Below are 19,400 nucleotides of genomic sequence, written 5' to 3' on the forward strand. Positions count from 1 at the left end.
GGCGTGGTGCTGGGCGAATACTCCATCGACAGCCTGCTGCGCTACGGCACCCCCACCGAAGTGCTGGCGCGCTACGCGGTGACGCTGCTCGACAGCAAGAACCAGGTGCTGGCGGGCACGCCGCTGGGCCCGCGTAACAAGGCCACGCAGTTGCTCCCCTGGACGCCCAAGGTCAACGAGTACGAGGTACCGGTCTCCCCCGTCGGCAACGGTCTGGTGCTGCGCGCACAGGCGTACCGCACGTCGCTTGGCGTGGTGGGCAGCGGGCTGTTCTGGCTGGTGGGCACGCTGAGCGCGATGACGGCCTGGATGCTGATCGCCACCTGGCGCCACACCCGTCGCCGAATGCAGGCGCAAGAGGCCCTGGTGGCCGAGACCAACTTTCGCCGGGCGATGGAAAACTCCATCCTCACCGGCATGCGCGCCCTGGACATGGAAGGCCGCATCAGCTATGTGAACGCCGCCTTTTGCCAGATGACGGGCTGGAGTGCCGAAGAGCTGGTGGGCCTGAAGGCTCCCTTCCCCTACTGGCCCGAGGCCGATCACGAAACCCTGCAGGCCAAGCTGCGCGACGAACTGCGCGGCAACACCATGGCAGGCGGCTTTCAGGTGCGCGTCAAGCGCAAAAGCGGCACGCTGTTCGACGCCCGGCTTTATGTGTCACCCCTGATCGACGCCCATGGCCAGCAGACGGGCTGGATGACGTCGATGACCGACATCACGGAACCCAATCGCATCCGGGAACAATTGTCGGCGTCGCACGAGCGCTTCACCATCGTGCTGGAGTCGCTGGACGCCTCGGTGTCGGTGGCACCACTGGGCAGCGAAGAACTGCTTTTTGCCAACAAGCTCTACCGCCAGTGGTTCGGGTCGCAAACCGGCGGGCACCTGCAACTGGTGGCGCAGGCAGGCGTGGTGCCGATTGCGGGCAAGGAGCAAAGTGGCATGGACGATGAGGACGGCCTGATGGGCCTGCCCACCGACACGCTGACCAGCGCCCGCAGTGAAAACGCCGAAATCTACCTGCCCGACCTGGGCAAATGGCTGGAAGTGCGCTCGCGCTATCTGAACTGGGTGGACGGCCGCCTGGCCCAGATGGTAATTGCCACGGACATCACCCCCCGCCGCCTAGCTGAGGAACAGGCCCAGCGGCAGGCCGAGCGCGCGCAGTCGGTCAGCCGCCTCATCACCATGGGCGAGATGGCGTCCAGCGTGGCGCACGAACTCAACCAGCCCCTCACCGCCATCAACAACTACTGCAGCGGCATGGTCTCGCGCATACAGAGCGGCCAGCTCACCGAAGAGGCACTGCTCACAGCCCTGCAAAAGACGGCCCACCAGGCGCAGCGCGCAGGCCAGATCATCCAGCGGATCCGCTCCTTCGTGAAAAAGAGCGAGCCCAACCGCACGCTGGCCGACGTGCATTCGATGGTCAACGAAGCCGTCGAGCTGGCCGACATCGAGCTGCGCCGGCACAACGTGCGCCTGACGCACTACGTCGCCGCGCGCCTGCCGCAGGTGATGGCCGACACCATCCTGATCGAGCAGGTGCTCGTCAACCTGATGAAGAACGGCGCCGAAGCCATCCAGCATGCCGACCGCCCCGCCGCCAACCGCAGCGTGGAGCTGCGTGTGGTGCCCAAGCAGATCGATGACCGCCAGGTGGTCGAGTTCTCGGTGCAGGACACGGGCAAAGGCCTCGCCCCTGAAGTGCTGGAGCGCCTGTTCGAGGCCTTCTTCTCCACCAAGCAGGAAGGCATGGGCATGGGTCTCAATTTGTGCCGCAGCATCGTCGAGTCGCACCAGGGTCGGATGCAGGCGGAGAACCTCTACAATGGCCCGGAGGTCACAGGCTGCAGGTTCTCCTTCTGGCTGCCGCTCGCCAAGCCTGCTGATGCCACTACAAATTCTGTAGCAAACGAACAAAACCCAAGGACTGTTGCATGAGCTTGATTCCGAAAAAAGGCACTGTTTACGTTGTGGACGACGACGAAGCAGTTCGCGATTCCCTGCAGTGGCTGCTGGAAGGCAAGGACTACCGGGTGCGTTGCTTTGATTCGGCTGAAACCTTCCTGTCGCGCTACGACCCGCGCGAGGTGGCCTGCCTGATCGTGGACATCCGCATGGGCGGCATGACGGGTCTGGAGCTGCAGGACCGCCTCATTGAGCGCAAATCGCCGCTGCCCATCGTGTTCATCACCGGCCACGGCGACGTGCCCATGGCCGTGAACACCATGAAGAAAGGCGCGCTGGACTTCATCCAGAAGCCTTTTGACGAAGAAGAACTGGTGGGTCTGGTCGAGCGCATGCTGGACCACGCCCGCGAAGCCTTCGCGGGCTACCAGCAGGCCGCCAGCCGCGATGCCCTGCTGTCCAAGCTGACCAGCCGCGAAGCCCAGGTGCTCGAACGCATCGTGGCCGGTCGCCTGAACAAGCAGATTGCCGACGACCTGGGCATCAGCATCAAGACGGTGGAGGCGCACCGCGCCAACATCATGGAGAAGCTCAACGCCAACACCGTGGCCGACCTGCTCAAGATCGCTCTGGGGCAGAACGCGCCCAAGGGCTGATCGCTCTCATTTTGATAGCTACCAGCGCATATTGCACTAGCGCCACCAGCCATTTTGACTTGTATTCTCTGACATGACAGCCCAACTCATCGACGGCAACGCCCTTTCCCGCCAACTTCGCAGCGAGGTGGCGCAACGCGCTGCCGCCCTCACCGCCCGTGGCCACCAGCCTGGCCTGGCGGTGATTCTGGTGGGCGAAGACCCAGCCTCGGCCGTGTATGTGCGCAACAAAGTCAAGGCCTGCGAGGACAGCGGCGTGCGTTCCATCTTTGAAAAGTACGACGCCGATCTGAGCGAGGCTGCGCTGCTGGCACGCATCGAAGCCCTCAATGCGGACCCCACGGTGCACGGCATCCTGGTGCAGATGCCCCTGCCCAAGCACATTGACCCGCACAAGGTCATCGAGGCCATTGCCACCTCCAAGGATGTGGATGGCTACTCGGTACTGTCGGCCGGTGAACTCCTGGCCGGGCTGGACGGTTTCCGCCCCTGCACGCCCTACGGCAGCATGAAGCTCATCGAGTCCACGGGCCAGTCGATCAAGGGCAAACATGCCGTGGTCATCGGCCGTAGCAACACCGTGGGCAAGCCCATGGCCCTGCTGCTGCTGCAGGCCAATGCCACGGTCACCGTCACCCACAGCGGCACCCCCGACCTGGGCTACTACACCCGCCAGGCAGACATCGTGGTGGCTGCGGTCGGCCGCGCCAACACGCTCACCGCCGACATGGTCAAGCCCGGTGCCATCGTGATCGACGTGGGCATCAACCGCAAGGCCGACGGCAAACTGTGCGGCGATGTGGACTTTGAGGGCGTCAAAGAGGTGGCGGGCTGGATCACCCCCGTCCCTGGCGGGGTTGGGCCCATGACCATTACCATGCTGCTGGTGAACACCATCGAAGCCGCCGAGCGGGCTGCCGCGCGCTGACCGCGCCCGGGGAAGACGCCAGCCGCTTTGCAACTTGAACCTGCGCCGCCTGGCGCCATCTAATCCCGCATGAGCAACGCCCTTCTCGACTTCTCCGACCTCCCCGCCTTTGACCGCATCACCCCACAGGACGTAGCCCCTGCGGTTGATGTGCTGCTGGAGCGTGCCAACCAGGCTCTGGAGACCGTCACGGCGCCCGACTTCCCTGCCCGCTGGGATGCCATCGCCAAGGTGCTGGATGTAGCCACCGAACAGCTCGGCCGCGCCTGGGGGGCTGTCAGCCACCTCAACAGCGTTGCCGACACACCGGAACTGCGCGCGGCCTACAACGCCGCCCTGCCCCGCGTCACGGAGTTCTGGACCCGCCTGGGCGCTGACGAACGCCTTTATGCCAAGTACAAGGCCATCGACCCCGCCACCCTGACGACCGAGCAGCGCCAAGCCCACCGCAACGCAGTGCGCAACTTCGTACTCAGCGGCGCTGAGCTGACCGGGGCGGCCAAAGAGCGCTTCGCCCAGATCCAGGAACGCCAGGCCGAGCTGAGCCAGAAGTTCAGCGAAAACGCGCTGGACGCGACCGATGCCTTTGCCTACTACGCCACCGCGGAGGAACTGGACGGTGTACCGGCCGATGTGCAGCAAGCCGCTTTGGCGGCCGCACAGGCGGACGGGAAACCAGGCTACAAGCTCACCCTGAAGATGCCTTGCTACCTGCCGGTGATGCAGTTTGCCACCCGCAGCGACCTGCGCGCCAAGCTATACCGCGCCTATGTCACCCGTGCCTCGGACCAGGCCGAAGGCGAAGGCCAGAAATTCGACAACACCGCGCTGATTGGCGAAATCCTGGCCTTGCGCCGAGAAGAAGCCCAGCTGCTGGGCTACGCCAACTTTGGTGAAGTGTCCGTGGTGCCCAAGATGGCCCAGTCACCCGCCGAGGTTGTCCAGTTCTTGCGTGATCTCGCCCGCCGCGCCCGGCCCTATGCCGAAAAGGATGTGGCCGACCTGCGCGCCTTTGCAGCCGAACACCTGGGGCTGACCGACCCGCAGCCCTGGGACTGGCCTTACATCTCTGAAAAGCTCAAAGAAGCGCGCTACGCCTTCAGTGAGCAGGAGCTCAAGGCCTACTTCACGGCCCCCAAGGTGTTGGCAGGCCTGTTCAAGATCATCGAGACGCTGTTTGAAGTGTCCATCCGCCGCGACACGGCACCGGTGTGGCACCCTGCGGTGGAGTTCTATCGCATCGAGCGCAGCGGCCAACTGGTGGGCCAGTTCTACCTCGACCAGCCCGCCCGCACCGGCAAGCGGGGTGGCGCCTGGATGGATGACGTGCGCACGCGCTGGCAGCGCCCCGACACCGGAGTGCTGCAAACGCCGATTGCCCACCTCGTCTGCAACTTCGCGGACGGCGTGGACGGTAAGCCGCCACTGTTGACCCATGACGACGTGATCACGCTGTTCCATGAATTTGGCCATGGACTGCATCACATGCTGACCCAGGTGAACGAACGCGATGTTTCCGGCATTGGCGGCGTCGAATGGGACGCCGTGGAGCTGCCCAGCCAGTTCATGGAAAACTTCTGCTGGGAATGGGATGTGCTCAGACACATGACGGCCCACGTGGACACCGGCGAGCCGCTGCCGCGCACGCTGTTTGACAAGATGATTGCCGCCAAGAACTTCCAGAGCGGCATGCAGACCCTTCGCCAGATCGAGTTTGCGTTGTTCGACATGCTGCTGCACACCGAACACGACCCGGCCCAGGACTTCATGCCCCTGCTGACCCAGGTGCGCCAGGAAGTGGCCGTGCTGCAGCCGCCCGCGTTCAGCCGCACGGCCCACACCTTCAGCCACATCTTTGCTGGCGGCTATGCAGCGGGGTACTACAGCTACAAATGGGCCGAGGTACTCAGCGCCGACGCCTACGCCGCCTTTGAAGAAACCGCCGGCACCGACGGCTTGCCCAGCACCGAAACCGGGAGACGCTACCGTGAGGCCATCCTGGAAGCGGGTGGCAGCCGCCCCGCCATGGAGTCCTTCAAGGCCTTCCGTGGCCGCGAGCCCAGTCTGGATGCCCTGCTGCGCCACCAGGGCATGGCGGAAGAACTGACTGCCTGAGTGCGGTCTGTCGCCTGGCCCACAAGAACCACCGCCCCACAAGAATGAGGAGAACCCGCATGCCCCGTACTACGTTCGCCCCTGCCGCCGTATCCTTGTTGATGGCCCTGGCTTGTGTGGGTGCTCAGGCACAATCCGTCTATCGCATCGTCGGACCCGACGGCAAGGTGACCTTCTCAGACCGTCCTCCCGCCGAGGCCAGCGCGCCGCCTGCACGCAGCACCGCAGCCCCGACCGCTAGCCCAGCAGCAGCCAATGGAGCGTTACCTTACGAACTGCGCCAGGTGGCCAACCGGTACCCTGTGACCATCTACACCGGCAGCGACTGCGCGCCCTGCGTGAGTGTGCGTAACTTGCTCACATCGCGCGGAGTGCCCTACACCGAACGCACAGTGGCCAGCAATGAGGACATCGCCGCACTGCAACGCCTGAGTGGCAGCACCAGCCTGCCTTTTGGCACCATTGGCGGCCAGCAACTGGTGGGCTTTTCGGACGCGGAGTGGATCCAATACCTCGACGCAGCGGGTTACCCCAAACAATCCCAGTTGCCCAGCAACTACCGCCAGCCAGCGCCCACCCCACTGGTTGCGGCCAAGCCGGTGGAGTCCGCACCCGCCGCTGAACCGAAAGCGCCTGCACGGCCCGCGCTTCCTCCACCGGTCAATGACGGCCCAACACCGAGCAATCCCGCTGGCATCCGGTTCTGACACTGTGATGTAGCCTCCGCCTCCGGGCGGCTGATCGATTCACATCTACCCAACAAAAGGGGCCTCTGGAGGCCCCTTTTGCATTGGCGAACAACGGGCTGGGCTTGTCACCCGCTCCACCATCATTCATCAATAGGTAATCGTCTTCACGCCCTGCGCCGTGCCCAGCAGACACACGGATGCCTTCTGATGAGCAAACACCCCTACGGTCACCACGCCAGGCCATTGGTTGATCTCTGACTCGAACGCCAGCGGGTCGGTGATGGACAGGCCCTTCACGTCCAGAATGTGCTGGCCGTTGTCGGTCACCAGCGGCTGTCCGTCTTTGAGGCGCAGGCTGGCCTGTCCACCCATGGCGGCAAAACGGCGCGCAATGTGGTTGGCAGCCATGGGGATCACCTCCACCGGCAGCGGAAACTGGCCCAGGGCCTTGACCAGCTTGGACTCGTCAGCAATACACACAAACCGCTCGGCCAGCGCCGCCACGATCTTCTCGCGTGTCAGTGCAGCGCCGCCGCCCTTGACCATGTAACCCTGGCCGTCAATCTCGTCCGCGCCGTCGATGTAGACGGACAGCGATCGCACCTCATTGGCATCGAACACGGCAATGCCCAGTGCCTTCAGGCGCTCCGTGCTGGCTACGGAGCTGGATACAGCGCCCTTGATCTGGTCCTTCATGCCCGCCAGGGCGTCAATGAACTTGTTGACGGTGGAGCCGGTACCCACCCCCACAATCTCGCCAGGCACCACGTATTGCAGCGCGGCTTGGCCTACCAGGGTCTTGAGTTCGTCTTGGGTCAGGGGAGTGGTGGTCGTCATGGGAGAAAATCGGGGGTAATCCTGAATTATCTCCCCATGTCCCTGATCCCCTACGCCCTCACCCGCCCCTTTCTCTTCGGCATGGATGCCGAGGCCGCTCACGAACTCACCATGGACATGCTGGCGCGCGGGCAGCGCACGCCGCTGCAATGGGCCTGGTGCAACGAAACCGTGAACGACCCCATCACCCTGGCGGGGCTGAAGTTTCCCAACCGCGTGGGCATGGCGGCGGGCCTGGACAAGAATGCGCGCTGCATTGACGCGCTGGGCGCCATGGGTTTCGGTTTTGTGGAAGTGGGCACTGTGACCCCCAAAGCGCAGCCGGGCAACCCCAAGCCGCGCATGTTTCGCCTGCCCGAGGCCCGCGCACTCATCAATCGCCTGGGCTTCAACAACGAAGGCCTGGATGCCTTCCTGCGCAATGTGCAGCAGGCGCAGTTTCGCAAGCAGAACCGTCAGCACCCCATGCTGCTCGGTCTCAACATCGGCAAGAACGCCACCACCCCCATCGAGAACGCCACCAGCGACTACCTGATCTGCCTGGAGGGCGTATACCCCCATGCCGACTACGTGACGGTCAACATCAGCTCCCCCAACACCCAGAACCTGCGCGCATTGCAAAGCGATACCGCACTGGATGCACTGCTGGGAGCGATTGCCGAGCGCCGTGAGACGCTGGCCGCCCAGCACCAGCGGCGCGTGCCGGTTTTTGTGAAGATTGCACCGGACCTGGATGAAGCCCAGGTGGCAGTGATCGCCGCGACGCTGCAGCGCCACGGCATGGACGGTGTGATTGCCACCAACACGACCATCGGCCGCGCTGCGGTGCAGGGCATGCGCTACGCGGAGGAGACGGGGGGGTTGAGTGGCACTCCGGTGCTGGAAGCCAGCAACCAGGTCATTCGGCAGCTGCGCGCAACCTTGGGCAGCGGATTCCCCATCATTGGTGTCGGCGGCGTCATGAGCGCCGACGACGCAGTGAGCAAGATTCGCGCAGGGGCAGACGTGGTGCAGATATACACCGGCCTGATTTATGAAGGCCCTGCGCTGGTTGTGAAGGCCGCCAAGGCCATCAAGGCCTTGCGCTAAACCCTCGGGCCACAAACGCTCGACCGCATGGCCCCATAAGAAAACGGAGCCTCTGGCAACAGGGCTCCGTTTCAGTTTTCGGCGTGGGTTTGAGCAGCAGGGCGCCGCCCTCCGCAACCCCGCCAGTGGTCAGCGCCGCAAGCGCATCAGCATCGGCAGGACAATGCCCGCCCACCGGATCAACCTGCGCGGGCCGGCCACCAGAGCGACACCGGCCATGGCCGCCACCGCCAGCGGGTGTTCGCGCGCGAACCCGGCGGCGCGCAGCGCCAGCGAGGCATCTCCACTGCCTGTGGCACCTCCGGCTTGCTCCGCGAGCGCGCGGGCCTGGGCCCGGGCCACGCGGCGGGCACGCAGCCGCTCGCGCTGCAGTTCAATTCGGTCAAGCACACGCTGCTGTTCCGACGTAGCTACCAGTTTTACTGTGGTTGCAGTCTGCGGTGTACCAGTGGTTGGGTGGGGGGTGCTCACAAGCGCTCCTTGATGTCACGCCAGTCCTGGGCCAACTCTCGCCGCGTCAGCGCAAAGCCGCTGCCCGCGCGCTGCGCCACAGACACCAACGACACCGTGGCGGCGGCCCAGCCTGCAGCCCACACGGCAGCCACCAGCCACGCCACCAGCGTGCGTTGCGGGGAGTCCCAAAAGTGCACCAGCACCGCCAGCGACACCATGATCAGGGCCACCACCGTGAGCCCAACGACCAGAATGGTAAGCACCAGCAGTTGTTGCAGCCGCTGCTTGAGGTCCGCCCATTCCAGGCGGGCCAGATCCATCCGGTCTTCGGCGGCGATGGCGCCCTCGATCAGGTTGGCACGCCAGCGAGCGGCCAACCCTTCCAGACCCAGCAGCGAGAGCCAATTCATGTCTTGTTGCCTCTGTGGCGTGCCGTCATGGGAGGACAGCGACGATCAGCGGCGTGCAAGCAGAAAGCCAACCAACGCACCCACGGCCAATGCGGCACCCGCCACACGCCAAGGTTCGTCATGGGCGTAGCGGTCGGCTGCCAAAGCGGCTTCCTTCGCTTGGCGGGCGGCGTCCTGAGCGGCGCGCACAGCGGATTCACGCACGTTGTGCATACCATCGTCCAGGCGTTGGCGCAGCAGCTTGATTTCAGGCACTGCGTCCAGGTCCTTGTTGGCCAACAGCCCCCGAAGATCGGAAACCAGCTTTTCCAGTTCGCCCTGGGTGGTCGTGGTGTCAGAAGCAGTCATACAAGCCTTTCTGTGTAGTGCCAAGAGTGATGGAAACCCCGTACGCGAACGTTGGGGCTGAAGTTCATCTTAGCCATCCGCGCAGAAACCCCTCGTAGGACGGGGACGCAAGAGGTTACTGATTGCAAATGGCTTGCCGCAGATCAAACCAGCGCAGCCACATGCTCCGCAATGGCCAGGGCACTTGTCAAGCCGGGCGACTCGATGCCAAAGAGGTTGACCAGCCCTGCTACCCCATGGACAGCAGGCCCTTGAATGACGAAGTCGGCAGCGGATGCACTGGGCCCGTGAATCTTGGGGCGCATGCCAGCGTAGCCCGGCGCCAGAGCGCCATCTGGCAAGCCCGGCCAATATTTGCGCACCTCGGCATAAAAGGCATCGCCGCGCGCGGGGTCCACCTGCAGATCGTCGGGCGAGTCCACCCATTGCACGTCCGGGCCAAACTTGGCCTGGCCGCCCAGGTCCAGCGTGAGGTGTACACCCAGCCCAGCCGCTTCGGGCACCGGGTAAATCAGTCGGCTGAACGGCGCCTTGCCCGTCAACGTGAAATAGTTGCCCTTGGCGTAGTAAGCGGTAGGCACATGCTGCGGGGCCAGCCCCGCAAACCTTGCAGCCAGCGCGGGGGCGTGCAACCCGGCGGCGTTGACCACGGTGCGTGCGCGGAGGCGTGTGCCATCAATCGCTTCCAAATCAATAGCATCAGAGCCAATAGATGCTAGCGCTAGCGGCGAATTCAGCGCTACAACACCACCCGCATGCTCCAGATCGCCCTGCAGCGCCAGCATGAGCGCATGGCTATCAACAATGCCGGTGCTGGGCGAATGCAAAGCACCCACGCAAGCCAGCGCGGGCTCCAGCGCCAGGGCCTCTTCCCGGTTCAGGCGTTGCAGGTCTAGCACCCCATTGGCGTGGGCCCGCGCCTGGATGCCTTCCAGGCTGTCCAGCTGGGCTGCAGAGGTGGCCACCAGCAGCTTGCCGCAGCGGCGGTGGGGCACAGCGCGCTCCGAGCAGTAGGCATAGAGCAGTTCCTTGCCACGGACACACAGTCTGGCCTTGAGCGACCCTGCGGGGTAATACAGCCCCGCGTGAATCACCTCGCTGTTGCGCGAACTGGTGCCGGTGCCGATGGCGTCTGCCGCTTCCAGCACCATCACCTCCCTCCCCTGCAACGCCAGCGCACGGGCCACCGCCAGCCCCACCACGCCCGCGCCCACCACCACACAATCCACCGTATCAATCATCCGTGTGTCTCCATGCATCACCTGCCGGGTGCTGGGTCAGGCCTGCTCAAAACCATCGAGCACGTTGACGGCATTGGTACCCAGCTCGGCCGCCGCATAACCACCCTCCAGCACGAACACCGTGGGCAGACCAAGCCGCGCTAGCCGCTCGCCCACGCGCGTGAAATCTGACGAAGCCAGTGCAAACCGTGAGATGGGATCGCCCTCAAACGCATCCAGCCCCAGCGATATCACCAGCCCTTCTGCGCGGTACTCCGCAATGCGTGCGCAAGCCTTCTCCAACGCTTCGAACCAGGTTGCCGCGCTGGTGCCGGCGGGCAAAGGCAGATTGAGGTTGAAGCCGGCGCCAGCCCCCTCGCCCGTCTCGTCGGCGTGGCCCAGGTAAAAGGGGTACTCGGTGCGCGGGTCGCCGTGCATGCTGATGAACAGCACATCGCTGCGGTCGTAAAAGATGCTCTGCGTGCCGTTGCCATGGTGGTAGTCCACATCCAGCACCGCCACACGCTGGGCGCCCTGGTTGCGCAGGGTCTGTGCGGCCACGGCGGCGTTGTTCAAGAAGCAATAGCCGCCCATGAAGTCCGGGCCCGCATGATGTCCTGGCGGCCGTGTACAGCAAAACGCGGCACGCGTGCCTTGCGCTACGCGAGCCGCTGCGCTGGCCGCCGCGTCCGCCCCCGCCTTGGCTGCGACCCAAGTGCCTGCCGCCATGGGGGTGCCGTTGTCCATCGAATACAGACCGAGGCGCGCTACGAAGTTGTCGGGCTCCACATCGCTGCGCAGCGTACGCACTGGCCACACCGACGGAAAGGGTTGTACTGCAGCGTTGGCGGGGTCCAGCGCCAGCCATTGTTGCCAGGCGGTTTGCAGAAAGGCCAGGTAGCGCGGTGCATGCACTTGCTCCAGCACGGCATTGCAGTCCACATCAGGCGCCACCATGGTGTGGCCGCGTGCGCGCAGGGCCTCCTCCACATAGTCCACCCGCGCGGGCTTTTCAAAACACGGCACACGTTCACCCCGGAAGAATTCGTGGACGGGCGCATGCCCCTGGTGCAAGGGATTGTGGAAGGTGATCATGGATGCGGCGTTGCAGGTACGGGCGACAAATGTAGCGCGCCAGCCCCCGGCAAAACTCCATCACCGATCCATACGACGGTTTTGTGGGCTGGAGGGCGTTTTGAACCGAAAAAGAAAAAATCCCTGCAGGTCAATAACCTGCAGGGATTTTCAAATTGGTGGGTGATACATGGATCGAACATGTGACCCCTGCCGTGTGAAGGCAGTGCTCTACCGCTGAGCTAATCACCCGTCGCAAGCACCTTGGAGAAAGATACCGCTGCGAAAAGTCTCACAGCAACATGGTGGGTGATACATGGATCGAACATGTGACCCCTGCCGTGTGAAGGCAGTGCTCTACCGCTGAGCTAATCACCCTTGTCGCTGCGACAGCCTTCTATTATGGCACAGCTTTTCAGGTCGATTGGAGAGTTCGCCAAATTGTTTTGCCACCGCTGGCCTTGTCGATCTGCGTGAGCACCTCGGCATGCGCCGCCTGCTCCTGCTCGCTCGCCCGCAGCACCGGCAGCGCAAGGCCACGCAAATCGATGGTAGCCACCTTCACACCGTCAGCACTGTCATGGCCATCATCGGCGATCAGCAAGGCATCCTGCCCGCGCGTAAGGTTGATGTACACGTCGGCCAGCAACTCGGCGTCGAGCAAGGCGCCGTGCAGCGTACGGCCCGAGTTGTCCACGCCCAGGCGGTCGCACAGCGCGTCCAGCGAATTGCGCTTGCCCGGGTACATCTCCTTGGCCATGGCCAGCGTGTCGGTCACGCTCTGCACATAGGTGCCAAACGCCGGGCGCCCCACCAGCTCTAGCTCCTTGTTGAGGAAGCCCACGTCAAACGCTGCGTTGTGGATGATGATCTCGGCGCCCTGCAGGTACTGCAGGATGTCATCCACCACATCCGCAAACTTGGGCTTGTCCTTCAGAAACTCGTTGCTGATGCCGTGCACCTTCAGCGCATCTTCATGGCTGTCACGGCCCGGGTTGAAGTACAGGTGCAAATTGTTGCCGGTCAGCTTGCGGTTGAGCAGCTCCACACAACCCAGTTCAATGATGCGGTCACCCCCCTCGGCCGAAAGGCCGGTGGTCTCCGTGTCCAGAACAATTTGCCGGGACATCAGTGGTTTTCCTTCGCGTGGTTGATCGTGTACTTCGGAATTTCGACGACCAGATCGGTCTGCGCCAGGATGGCCTGGCACGACAGGCGTGACTGTGGCTCCAGGCCCCAGGCGCGGTCCAGCAGATCTTCTTCCTCTTCTTCTGCCGCATTCAGCGAATTCAACCCCTGGCGCACGATGACGTGGCAGGTGGTGCACGCGCAGCTCATGTCGCAGGCGTGCTCGATGTTGATGTGGTTGTCCAGCAGGGCTTCGCAGATCGAAGTGCCTGCAGGCGCCGTGATCTCGGTGCCTGCGGGGCAGTATTCGGGATGGGGAAGGATCTTGATGACGGGCATGGGGTGTTTTCTTCTTGTTCAGAGGGATGCGCAGGGGCGCATCACAGGCTTGCGACGTTCTTGCCGGCCAGCGCCTGCTGGATACCGCGGTTCATGCGCTGGGCTGCGAACGCCTCGGTGCCCTTGGCCAGGGCTTCGGTGGCTGCCTCGATGGCCGCTGCATAGTCGGCGTCGCGCTGGTGGCGCAAGGCCACCATCAAAGCGTCGATGGCAGCCCGCTCCTTGGGGCTCAGCACGTCGCCATCCGCATCCAGTGCGCTTTGCGTGGCAATCAACATGCGGTCTGCGTCCACACGGGCCTCGACCACGGCGCGGGCCTTCATGTCCTGCGCGGCCGTGGCAAAGCCGTCCTGCAGCATGCGCGCGATCTCGTCGTCCGTGAGGCCATACGATGGTTTCACATCAATGCGAGCCTCCACCCCACTGCCCTGCTCCTTGGCGGCCACGCTCAGCAGGCCATCGGCATCGACGGTGAAGGTCACACGGATGCGCGCAGCACCTGCCGCCATGGGGGGAATGCCACGCAACTCAAAGCGCGCCAGGCTGCGGCAGTCCTGCACCAAGTCACGCTCGCCCTGCACCACATGGATGGCCAAAGCAGTCTGTCCATCCTTGTAGGTGGTGAAGTCCTGCGCCTTGGCGGTGGGGATGGTCTCGTTGCGCGAGACGATGCGCTCCACCAAGCCGCCCATGGTCTCGATGCCCAGAGACAGCGGAATCACATCCAGCAGCAGCAGGTCACCTGCGGTGTTGTTACCTGCCAGCTGGTTGGCCTGGATGGCGGCTCCCAAGGCCACCACTTCGTCCGGGTTCAGATTGGTCAACGGTTCCTTGCCGAAGAACTCTGCCACGGCCCGTTGCACCTGCGGCATGCGGGTGGAGCCGCCCACCATGACCACACCCTGCACCTCGTCGCGCGCCAGATGCGCATCGCGCAGGGCACGGCGCACAGCCGCCATGGAGCGGGCAGTCAGATCGGCGGTCACGGCATCAAAATCCGAGCGTTTGACGTCAAACTGCACGGAAGCGCTAGATAAATCTGCCTTGAACGCTACCAAATCAGTAGCAGTCAGCGCCTCTTTGCATTGGCGCGCCGCCATGCGCACGGCCGACTTATCGGCAGGCGTGACCGCCTGTTGCCCCACCTGTTGCAGTACCCACTCTGCCAGCGCGGCGTCGTAGTCATCGCCCCCGAGGGCAGAGTCGCCGCCCGTGGCGATCACCTCGAACACCCCCTTCGTCAGGCGCAGGATGGAAATATCAAACGTACCCCCACCCAGGTCATACACGGCGTAGACGCCCTCGCTGGCGTTGTCCAGGCCGTAGGCAATCGCTGCCGCCGTGGGCTCGTTGATGAGACGCAGCAGGTTGATGCCCGCGAGCTTGGCCGCATCCTTGGTAGCCTGGCGCTGGGCGTCGTCAAAGTACGCGGGCACGGTGATCACCGCGCCGTAGAGATCGTCGTTGAAGGTGTCTTCGGCCCGGTAGCGCAGCGTGGCGAGGATCTCGGCGCTGATCTCGACGGGTGACTTGTTGCCATCCACCGTAGCGAGACTGACCATGCCGCCCGCGCCAGCGTCGTTGGCGACCACAAAGTCGTACGGCAACTTTCCTGCCTCTGCCACGTCTTTCAGGCCACGCCCCATGAAGCGTTTGGCCGAGGCGATGGTGTTGCGTGCATCCTGGGCTTGCGCCGCCACGGCGTCATAGCCGATCTGACGCCCGCCGTTGGCGAGGTAGCGCACCACCGAGGGCAGCAGCACCCGGCCCTGGGCATCGGGGAGGCATTCGGACACACCATTGCGTACCGCCGCGACCAAAGAATGGGTGGTGCCCAGGTCAATGCCCACTGCAATGCGCCGCTGGTGCGGGTCAGGGGATTGGCCAGGTTCGGAAATCTGCAAAAGCGCCATGAAATTTCGGATCTCTACGTGGTGGAGCCCGCCATCGCATCAGCACGCGAGGGGCCCCTTGGGGAATGCAAAACCGCCCTATTGTCCCAGTTGCTCTCGGCGACGCTCAATATCGTCGGCAAATCGCGCAATGAACATGAGGGCTCTGACCTGGCGGGCTGCGCCCGCGTAGTCCTGCTGCTGGTCGATGAGTTGCTCGCACTGCGCCAGCGCGGCACGGCGGGCTTGCGCCACCTCATCATCCAACGCGTCCAGCTCGCTGTCTGCTCGGGCGTCTTCCAGCGCCTCGCGCCATTCCATTTGCTGCATCAGAAAGGCAGCGGGCATGGCGGTGTTGTCTTCGGCACGGATGGGCGCACCGTGCAGTTCGCACAGGTAAGCAGCGCGGCGCATCGGGTCCTTCAGGCGCTGGTACGCCTCGTTGATGCGTACCGACCATTGCATGGCCACACGCTGTGCCGCAGCGCCCTGGGCGGCAAACTTGTCGGGGTGGGCCTCGCGCTGCAGATCCTTCCAGCGCGCGTCGATGGCGCTGCGCTCCTGCGCAAAGCGACGCGCGAGGCCAAACAGTTCGAAGTCGTCAGATTGCAGATTCATGCGCAGGGGCGAGAGAGAAATCCAAGAAAAAACCGCCAGCACAGAGCGCGTTGGCGGTTTGGTGTGACATCAACGAAAGGCGCTCAGACGCGGAAGCTCTCCCCGCAACCGCAGCGGTCCCGCTCGTTGGGGTTGTTGAACTTGAAACCTTCGTTCAGGCCTTCACGCACGAAGTCCAGCTCAGTGCCGTCAATGTAGGCCAGGCTCTTGGGGTCGATCAGCACCTTGACACCGTGGTTCTCGAACACGATGTCCTCAGGCTCGCTCTCGTCCACATACTCCAGCTTGTAGGCAAGCCCCGAGCAGCCGGTCGTCTTGACCCCCAGACGCACGCCCAGCCCCTTGCCACGGCGGGCAAGGTAGCGGTTGACGTGCCGGGCTGCAGCTTCTGTCAGCGTAATGGCCATGTCTCTCGATCTATCTGTCAAACAATCAGGCGGCAGTGGCCGTGGTGGCGTGCTTGGTCTTGTAGTCCAGCACAGCAGCCTTGATGGCATCCTCCGCCAGGATGGAGCAGTGGATCTTGACGGGTGGCAAGGCCAGCTCTTCGGCGATCTCGCTGTTCTTGAGCGCCGCGGCTTCGTCCAGCGTCTTGCCCTTGACCCACTCGGTCACCAGCGACGAGGAGGCAATGGCCGAGCCACAGCCGTAGGTCTTGAAGCGGGCGTCTTCGATCACGCCGGTTTCAGGGTTCACCTTGATCTGCAGCTTCATCACGTCGCCGCAGGCTGGCGCGCCCACCATACCGGTGCCCACCGAATCGTCACCCTTGTCGAACGAACCCACGTTGCGGGGGTTCTCGTAATGGTCAACCACTTTGTCTGAATAAGCCATGATGTGTACCTCTTCAATACGTCCAGAATGTGTGCGGAATCAGTGAGCAGCCCACTGGATGGTGCTGATGTCGATGCCGTCCTTGTACATCTCCCACAGCGGGCTCAGCTCGCGCAGGCGGGCCACGTTCTCGCGGATGGTGGAGATGGCGTAGTCAATCTCTTCTTCGGTCGTGAAACGGCCGATGGTCATACGCAGGCTGCTGTGCGCCAGTTCGTCGCTGCGGCCCAAGGCGCGCAGCACATAGCTGGGCTCCAGACTGGCGGAGGTGCAGGCTGAGCCCGACGACACCGCCAGGCCCTTGATGCCCATGATGAGCGATTCGCCTTCGACGAAGTTGAAGCTCATGTTGAGGTTTTGCGGCACACGGCGCTCCAGGCTGCCGTTGATATAGACCTGTTCGATGTCCTTGAGGCCGTCCAGCAGGCGCTGCTGCAGGGCCTTGGCCTTGGCGTTGCTCTCTGCCATTTCTTCCTTGGCGATGCGAAAGGCTTCGCCCATGCCCACGATCTGGTGCGTGGGCAAGGTGCCCGAGCGCATGCCGCGCTCATGGCCGCCACCATGCATCTGGGCTTCCAGCCGCACGCGGGGCTTGCGGCGCACGTAGAGCGCCCCTATGCCCTTGGGGCCGTAGGTCTTGTGGGCCGTCATGCTCATCAGGTCGATGGGCAGCACGTTCATGTCGATCTCGACACGACCGGTGGCCTGGGCCGCATCCACATGCAGCAGGATGCCCTTTTCGCGGCACAGCGCGCCAATGGCGGGGATGTCCTGAATCACACCGATTTCGTTGTTCACGAAAAGGATGCTGATCAGCACGGTGTCTGGACGGATGGCGGCCTTCAGGGCATCCATGTTGACCAGACCGTCTTCCTGCACGTCCAGATAGGTGGCTTCAAAGCCTTGGCGCTCCAGCTCGCGCATCGTATCCAACACGGCCTTGTGCTCGGTCTTGAGCGTGATGAGGTGCTTGCCCTTGCCCTTGTAGAAATGCGCAGCGCCCTTCAAGGCCAGGTTGATGGACTCGGTCGCACCACTGGTCCAGACGATTTCGCGGGGGTCGGCGCCAATGAGCTCTGCGACCTGCACACGCGCTTTTTCCACCGCCTCTTCAGCCTCCCAGCCCCAGGCGTGGCTGCGCGACGCCGGATTGCCGAAGTGCTCTCGCAACCAAGGAATCATGGCATCCACCACCCGGGGGTCTACCGGGGTCGTGGCGCCATAGTCGAGATAGATGGGGAAGTGCGGGGTCATGTCCATGGCTGGCTCAGTAAAAGGTTCTGGCTGGCAAACAGAAGAGGCAGAACAAACAAGAAAACGATTACAACGCGGTCAGGGCAGTGCCGACCCCAGGGCCAGCACGGCGCACCAAGCATCAGGATTTGGCGAAGACGTTACCCAGCGCAAACACCGAATTGGGGGCGTTCACGCGGATGGGCTTGACCACCGGCGTCGTGGAGATGGCACGGCGCACAACGGGTTTGTCCTCGATCTGTACGCCCTTGGCGAGCTGCTCGTCCACCAGCTTTTGCAGGGTGACCGAGTCCAAAAACTCGACCATGCGCTGGTTCAGCGAGGCCCACAGTTCATGCGTCATGCAGCGGCCGGCTTCACCCAGGCAGTTTTCCTTGCCACCACACTGCGTGGCGTCGATAGGCTCGTCTACCGAAACGATGATGTCGGCCACCGTGATGTCGCCTGCCTTGCGAGCCAGCGTATAGCCGCCGCCGGGGCCACGGGTGGATTCCACCAGTTCATGGCGGCGCAGCTTGCCAAAGAGTTGCTCCAGGTACGACAGCGAAATCTGCTGGCGCTGGCTGATGGCAGCCAGCGTGACGGGGCCGTTGTTCTGGCGCAGGGCCAGATCAATCATGGCGGTGACCGCAAAACGGCCTTTGGTTGTGAGACGCATCGCAAGCTCCTTGTGCTAAGGCTTGTTCGTTGAAGAAACCGCCTGCGCTGACTGTTTGCCAGCGAGGCACCGTCTCCGCCCCTTACTCCGCACAGTCACCTGCTGCGGAGCCCTTCATCGTTGGGCTGTTTTGTTGAGTGTTTTGTGCAAGTATAGCACAAATCCCTATTGATTCTGTCGGGTTAAAAAACCAAATAGTTATTAATCGACTCAATAGTATTTTCTCATCGCATTCCCAATCGCAATCCCTTTTACAAGGCCACGGAATCGCTGCCGTGCGCGCCAAAGGCCTGGTCCTTGAGACGCGTGAGCTGGTCGCGCACCCGGGCCGCCTGCTCGAACTCCAGGTTGCGAGCATGTTCCAGCATGAGCTTTTCCAGGCGCTTGATCTCGCGTGCCACGTCTTTCTCGGACATGTCCTCCACCTGCGCCCGCTGCAGTGCTTCCTGCTCCAAACGTTCGGCGTCCTTGCCGGCTTTTTCGCTGTACACGCCGTCAATCAGGTCTCTTACCCGCTTGACAATGCTGCGCGGCGTGATCCCATGGGCCTCGTTGTGTGCGATCTGCTTGATGCGCCGGCGTTCCGTCTCACCCATGGCTTTTTTCATGGAGTCGGTGATGCGGTCGGCGTACAGAATGGCGTGGCCATTCAGGTTGCGCGCTGCACGGCCAATGGTCTGGATCAGGCTGCGTTCAGCCCGCAAGAAGCCCTCCTTGTCCGCGTCGAGGATGGCCACCAGCGACACTTCGGGGATATCGAGCCCTTCGCGCAGCAGGTTGATCCCCACCAACACGTCAAACGCGCCCAGACGCAGGTCACGGATGATCTCCACCCGCTCCACGGTGTCCACATCGCTGTGCAGGTAGCGCACCTTGACACCGTTGTCGGTGAGGTAGTCGGTCAACTGCTCGGCCATGCGCTTGGTCAGCGTGGTAATGAGTAC

Annotated in this window: 21 protein-coding genes and 2 tRNA genes; 6 read left to right on the forward strand and 17 right to left on the reverse strand. The window is 63.3% G+C overall.

Translation table 11 applies throughout. From position 1 onward, the window contains the following. The 5 genes from ISS20_RS15325 to ISS20_RS15345 all read left to right on the forward strand — a co-directional run. Positions 1 to 1,947, forward strand: a 1,947-nt coding sequence (locus ISS20_RS15325) for a PAS domain-containing sensor histidine kinase (protein WP_291437899.1), incomplete at its 5' end; no start/stop codon positions are given. Further along, a complete protein-coding gene (locus tag ISS20_RS15330; RefSeq protein ID WP_007848524.1) occupies positions 1,944 to 2,570 on the forward strand; it encodes a response regulator transcription factor in 627 nt (208 codons plus the stop codon). The genes ISS20_RS15325 and ISS20_RS15330, both read left to right, overlap by 4 nt. 73 nt (positions 2,571 to 2,643) lie before the next feature. Then, positions 2,644 to 3,498, forward strand: a complete 855-nt coding sequence (gene folD / locus ISS20_RS15335) for a bifunctional methylenetetrahydrofolate dehydrogenase/methenyltetrahydrofolate cyclohydrolase FolD (protein ID WP_291437900.1) — start codon at positions 2,644 to 2,646, stop codon at positions 3,496 to 3,498. 69 nt (positions 3,499 to 3,567) lie between these two features. Next, positions 3,568 to 5,613, forward strand: coding sequence for a M3 family metallopeptidase (locus ISS20_RS15340; RefSeq protein ID WP_291437901.1), 2,046 nt, complete (start codon positions 3,568 to 3,570; stop codon positions 5,611 to 5,613). A 59-nt stretch (positions 5,614 to 5,672) separates the two neighbouring features. Continuing rightward, the gene (locus tag ISS20_RS15345; RefSeq protein WP_291437902.1) at positions 5,673 to 6,320 is read left to right on the forward strand and encodes a glutaredoxin domain-containing protein; all 648 of its coding nucleotides are present in this window, start codon (positions 5,673 to 5,675) and stop codon (positions 6,318 to 6,320) included. 129 nt (positions 6,321 to 6,449) lie between these two features. On the opposite strand, the gene rpiA is transcribed toward ISS20_RS15345, so the two are convergent. After that, positions 6,450 to 7,139 (reverse strand): ribose-5-phosphate isomerase RpiA, encoded by a 690-nt coding sequence (rpiA, locus tag ISS20_RS15350; protein WP_291437903.1) that lies wholly within the window; start codon positions 7,137 to 7,139, stop codon positions 6,450 to 6,452. A gap of 36 nt (positions 7,140 to 7,175) precedes the next feature. On the opposite strand from rpiA, the gene ISS20_RS15355 reads away from it, so the two are divergent. Next, positions 7,176 to 8,228 carry a quinone-dependent dihydroorotate dehydrogenase gene (locus ISS20_RS15355; protein WP_291437904.1) on the forward strand — a complete coding sequence of 351 codons (1,053 nt, stop codon included), beginning with the start codon at positions 7,176 to 7,178 and terminating at the stop codon, positions 8,226 to 8,228. 129 nt (positions 8,229 to 8,357) lie between these two features. Here ISS20_RS15355 and ISS20_RS15360 read toward each other — a convergent pair whose 3' ends face one another. The 16 genes from ISS20_RS15360 to ISS20_RS15435 form a co-directional block, all read right to left on the reverse strand. Continuing rightward, on the reverse strand, positions 8,358 to 8,645 hold the full coding sequence (locus ISS20_RS15360; RefSeq protein ID WP_291437913.1) for a hypothetical protein: 288 nt from the start codon (positions 8,643 to 8,645) through the stop codon (positions 8,358 to 8,360). Positions 8,646 to 8,695: 50 nt separating this feature from the next. Then, a complete protein-coding gene (locus tag ISS20_RS15365) occupies positions 8,696 to 9,091 on the reverse strand; it encodes a phage holin family protein (protein ID WP_099730347.1) in 396 nt (131 codons plus the stop codon). Between the two features lie 45 nt (positions 9,092 to 9,136). After that, on the reverse strand, positions 9,137 to 9,439 hold the full coding sequence (locus ISS20_RS15370; RefSeq protein ID WP_008904788.1) for a DUF883 family protein: 303 nt from the start codon (positions 9,437 to 9,439) through the stop codon (positions 9,137 to 9,139). A gap of 143 nt (positions 9,440 to 9,582) precedes the next feature. Continuing rightward, positions 9,583 to 10,680 (reverse strand): NAD(P)/FAD-dependent oxidoreductase, encoded by a 1,098-nt coding sequence (locus tag ISS20_RS15375; protein WP_291437905.1) that lies wholly within the window; start codon positions 10,678 to 10,680, stop codon positions 9,583 to 9,585. 36 nt (positions 10,681 to 10,716) lie between these two features. Further along, positions 10,717 to 11,754 carry a histone deacetylase family protein gene (locus ISS20_RS15380; RefSeq protein WP_291437906.1) on the reverse strand — a complete coding sequence of 346 codons (1,038 nt, stop codon included), beginning with the start codon at positions 11,752 to 11,754 and terminating at the stop codon, positions 10,717 to 10,719. Positions 11,755 to 11,910: 156 nt separating this feature from the next. Next, a tRNA-Val gene (locus ISS20_RS15385) sits at positions 11,911 to 11,985 on the reverse strand. Positions 11,986 to 12,036: 51 nt separating this feature from the next. Beyond that, positions 12,037 to 12,111, reverse strand: a tRNA-Val gene (locus ISS20_RS15390). 37 nt (positions 12,112 to 12,148) lie between these two features. Further along, the gene (gene dnaQ, locus ISS20_RS15395; protein ID WP_291437907.1) at positions 12,149 to 12,862 is read right to left on the reverse strand and encodes a DNA polymerase III subunit epsilon; all 714 of its coding nucleotides are present in this window, start codon (positions 12,860 to 12,862) and stop codon (positions 12,149 to 12,151) included. Beyond that, positions 12,862 to 13,200: an ISC system 2Fe-2S type ferredoxin gene (fdx, locus tag ISS20_RS15400; protein WP_015013986.1), complete on the reverse strand. Its 339-nt coding sequence runs from the start codon at positions 13,198 to 13,200 to the stop codon at positions 12,862 to 12,864. The genes dnaQ and fdx overlap by 1 nt, the downstream gene beginning before the upstream one ends. A gap of 41 nt (positions 13,201 to 13,241) precedes the next feature. After that, the gene (gene hscA, locus ISS20_RS15405) at positions 13,242 to 15,113 is read right to left on the reverse strand and encodes a Fe-S protein assembly chaperone HscA (protein WP_291437908.1); all 1,872 of its coding nucleotides are present in this window, start codon (positions 15,111 to 15,113) and stop codon (positions 13,242 to 13,244) included. Between the two features lie 78 nt (positions 15,114 to 15,191). Next, positions 15,192 to 15,710: a Fe-S protein assembly co-chaperone HscB gene (hscB, locus tag ISS20_RS15410; RefSeq protein WP_291437909.1), complete on the reverse strand. Its 519-nt coding sequence runs from the start codon at positions 15,708 to 15,710 to the stop codon at positions 15,192 to 15,194. A gap of 83 nt (positions 15,711 to 15,793) precedes the next feature. Continuing rightward, positions 15,794 to 16,117 (reverse strand): iron-sulfur cluster assembly protein IscA, encoded by a 324-nt coding sequence (iscA, locus tag ISS20_RS15415; RefSeq protein ID WP_291437910.1) that lies wholly within the window; start codon positions 16,115 to 16,117, stop codon positions 15,794 to 15,796. Between the two features lie 25 nt (positions 16,118 to 16,142). Beyond that, positions 16,143 to 16,544: a Fe-S cluster assembly scaffold IscU gene (gene iscU, locus ISS20_RS15420; RefSeq protein ID WP_056063045.1), complete on the reverse strand. Its 402-nt coding sequence runs from the start codon at positions 16,542 to 16,544 to the stop codon at positions 16,143 to 16,145. Positions 16,545 to 16,583: 39 nt separating this feature from the next. Beyond that, positions 16,584 to 17,804, reverse strand: coding sequence for an IscS subfamily cysteine desulfurase (locus ISS20_RS15425; RefSeq protein ID WP_291437911.1), 1,221 nt, complete (start codon positions 17,802 to 17,804; stop codon positions 16,584 to 16,586). A 115-nt stretch (positions 17,805 to 17,919) separates the two neighbouring features. Further along, entirely contained in the window at positions 17,920 to 18,456 is a 537-nt protein-coding gene (iscR, locus tag ISS20_RS15430) for a Fe-S cluster assembly transcriptional regulator IscR (RefSeq protein WP_015013980.1), read from the reverse strand. 251 nt (positions 18,457 to 18,707) lie between these two features. Further along, on the reverse strand, positions 18,708 to 19,400 hold a 693-nt coding region (locus ISS20_RS15435), incomplete at its 5' end, for a helicase-related protein (protein ID WP_291437912.1).

This window comes from Acidovorax sp., assembly GCF_016783915.1.
In the GTDB taxonomy this organism is placed as follows: Bacteria; Pseudomonadota; Gammaproteobacteria; order Burkholderiales; family Burkholderiaceae_C; genus Acidovorax.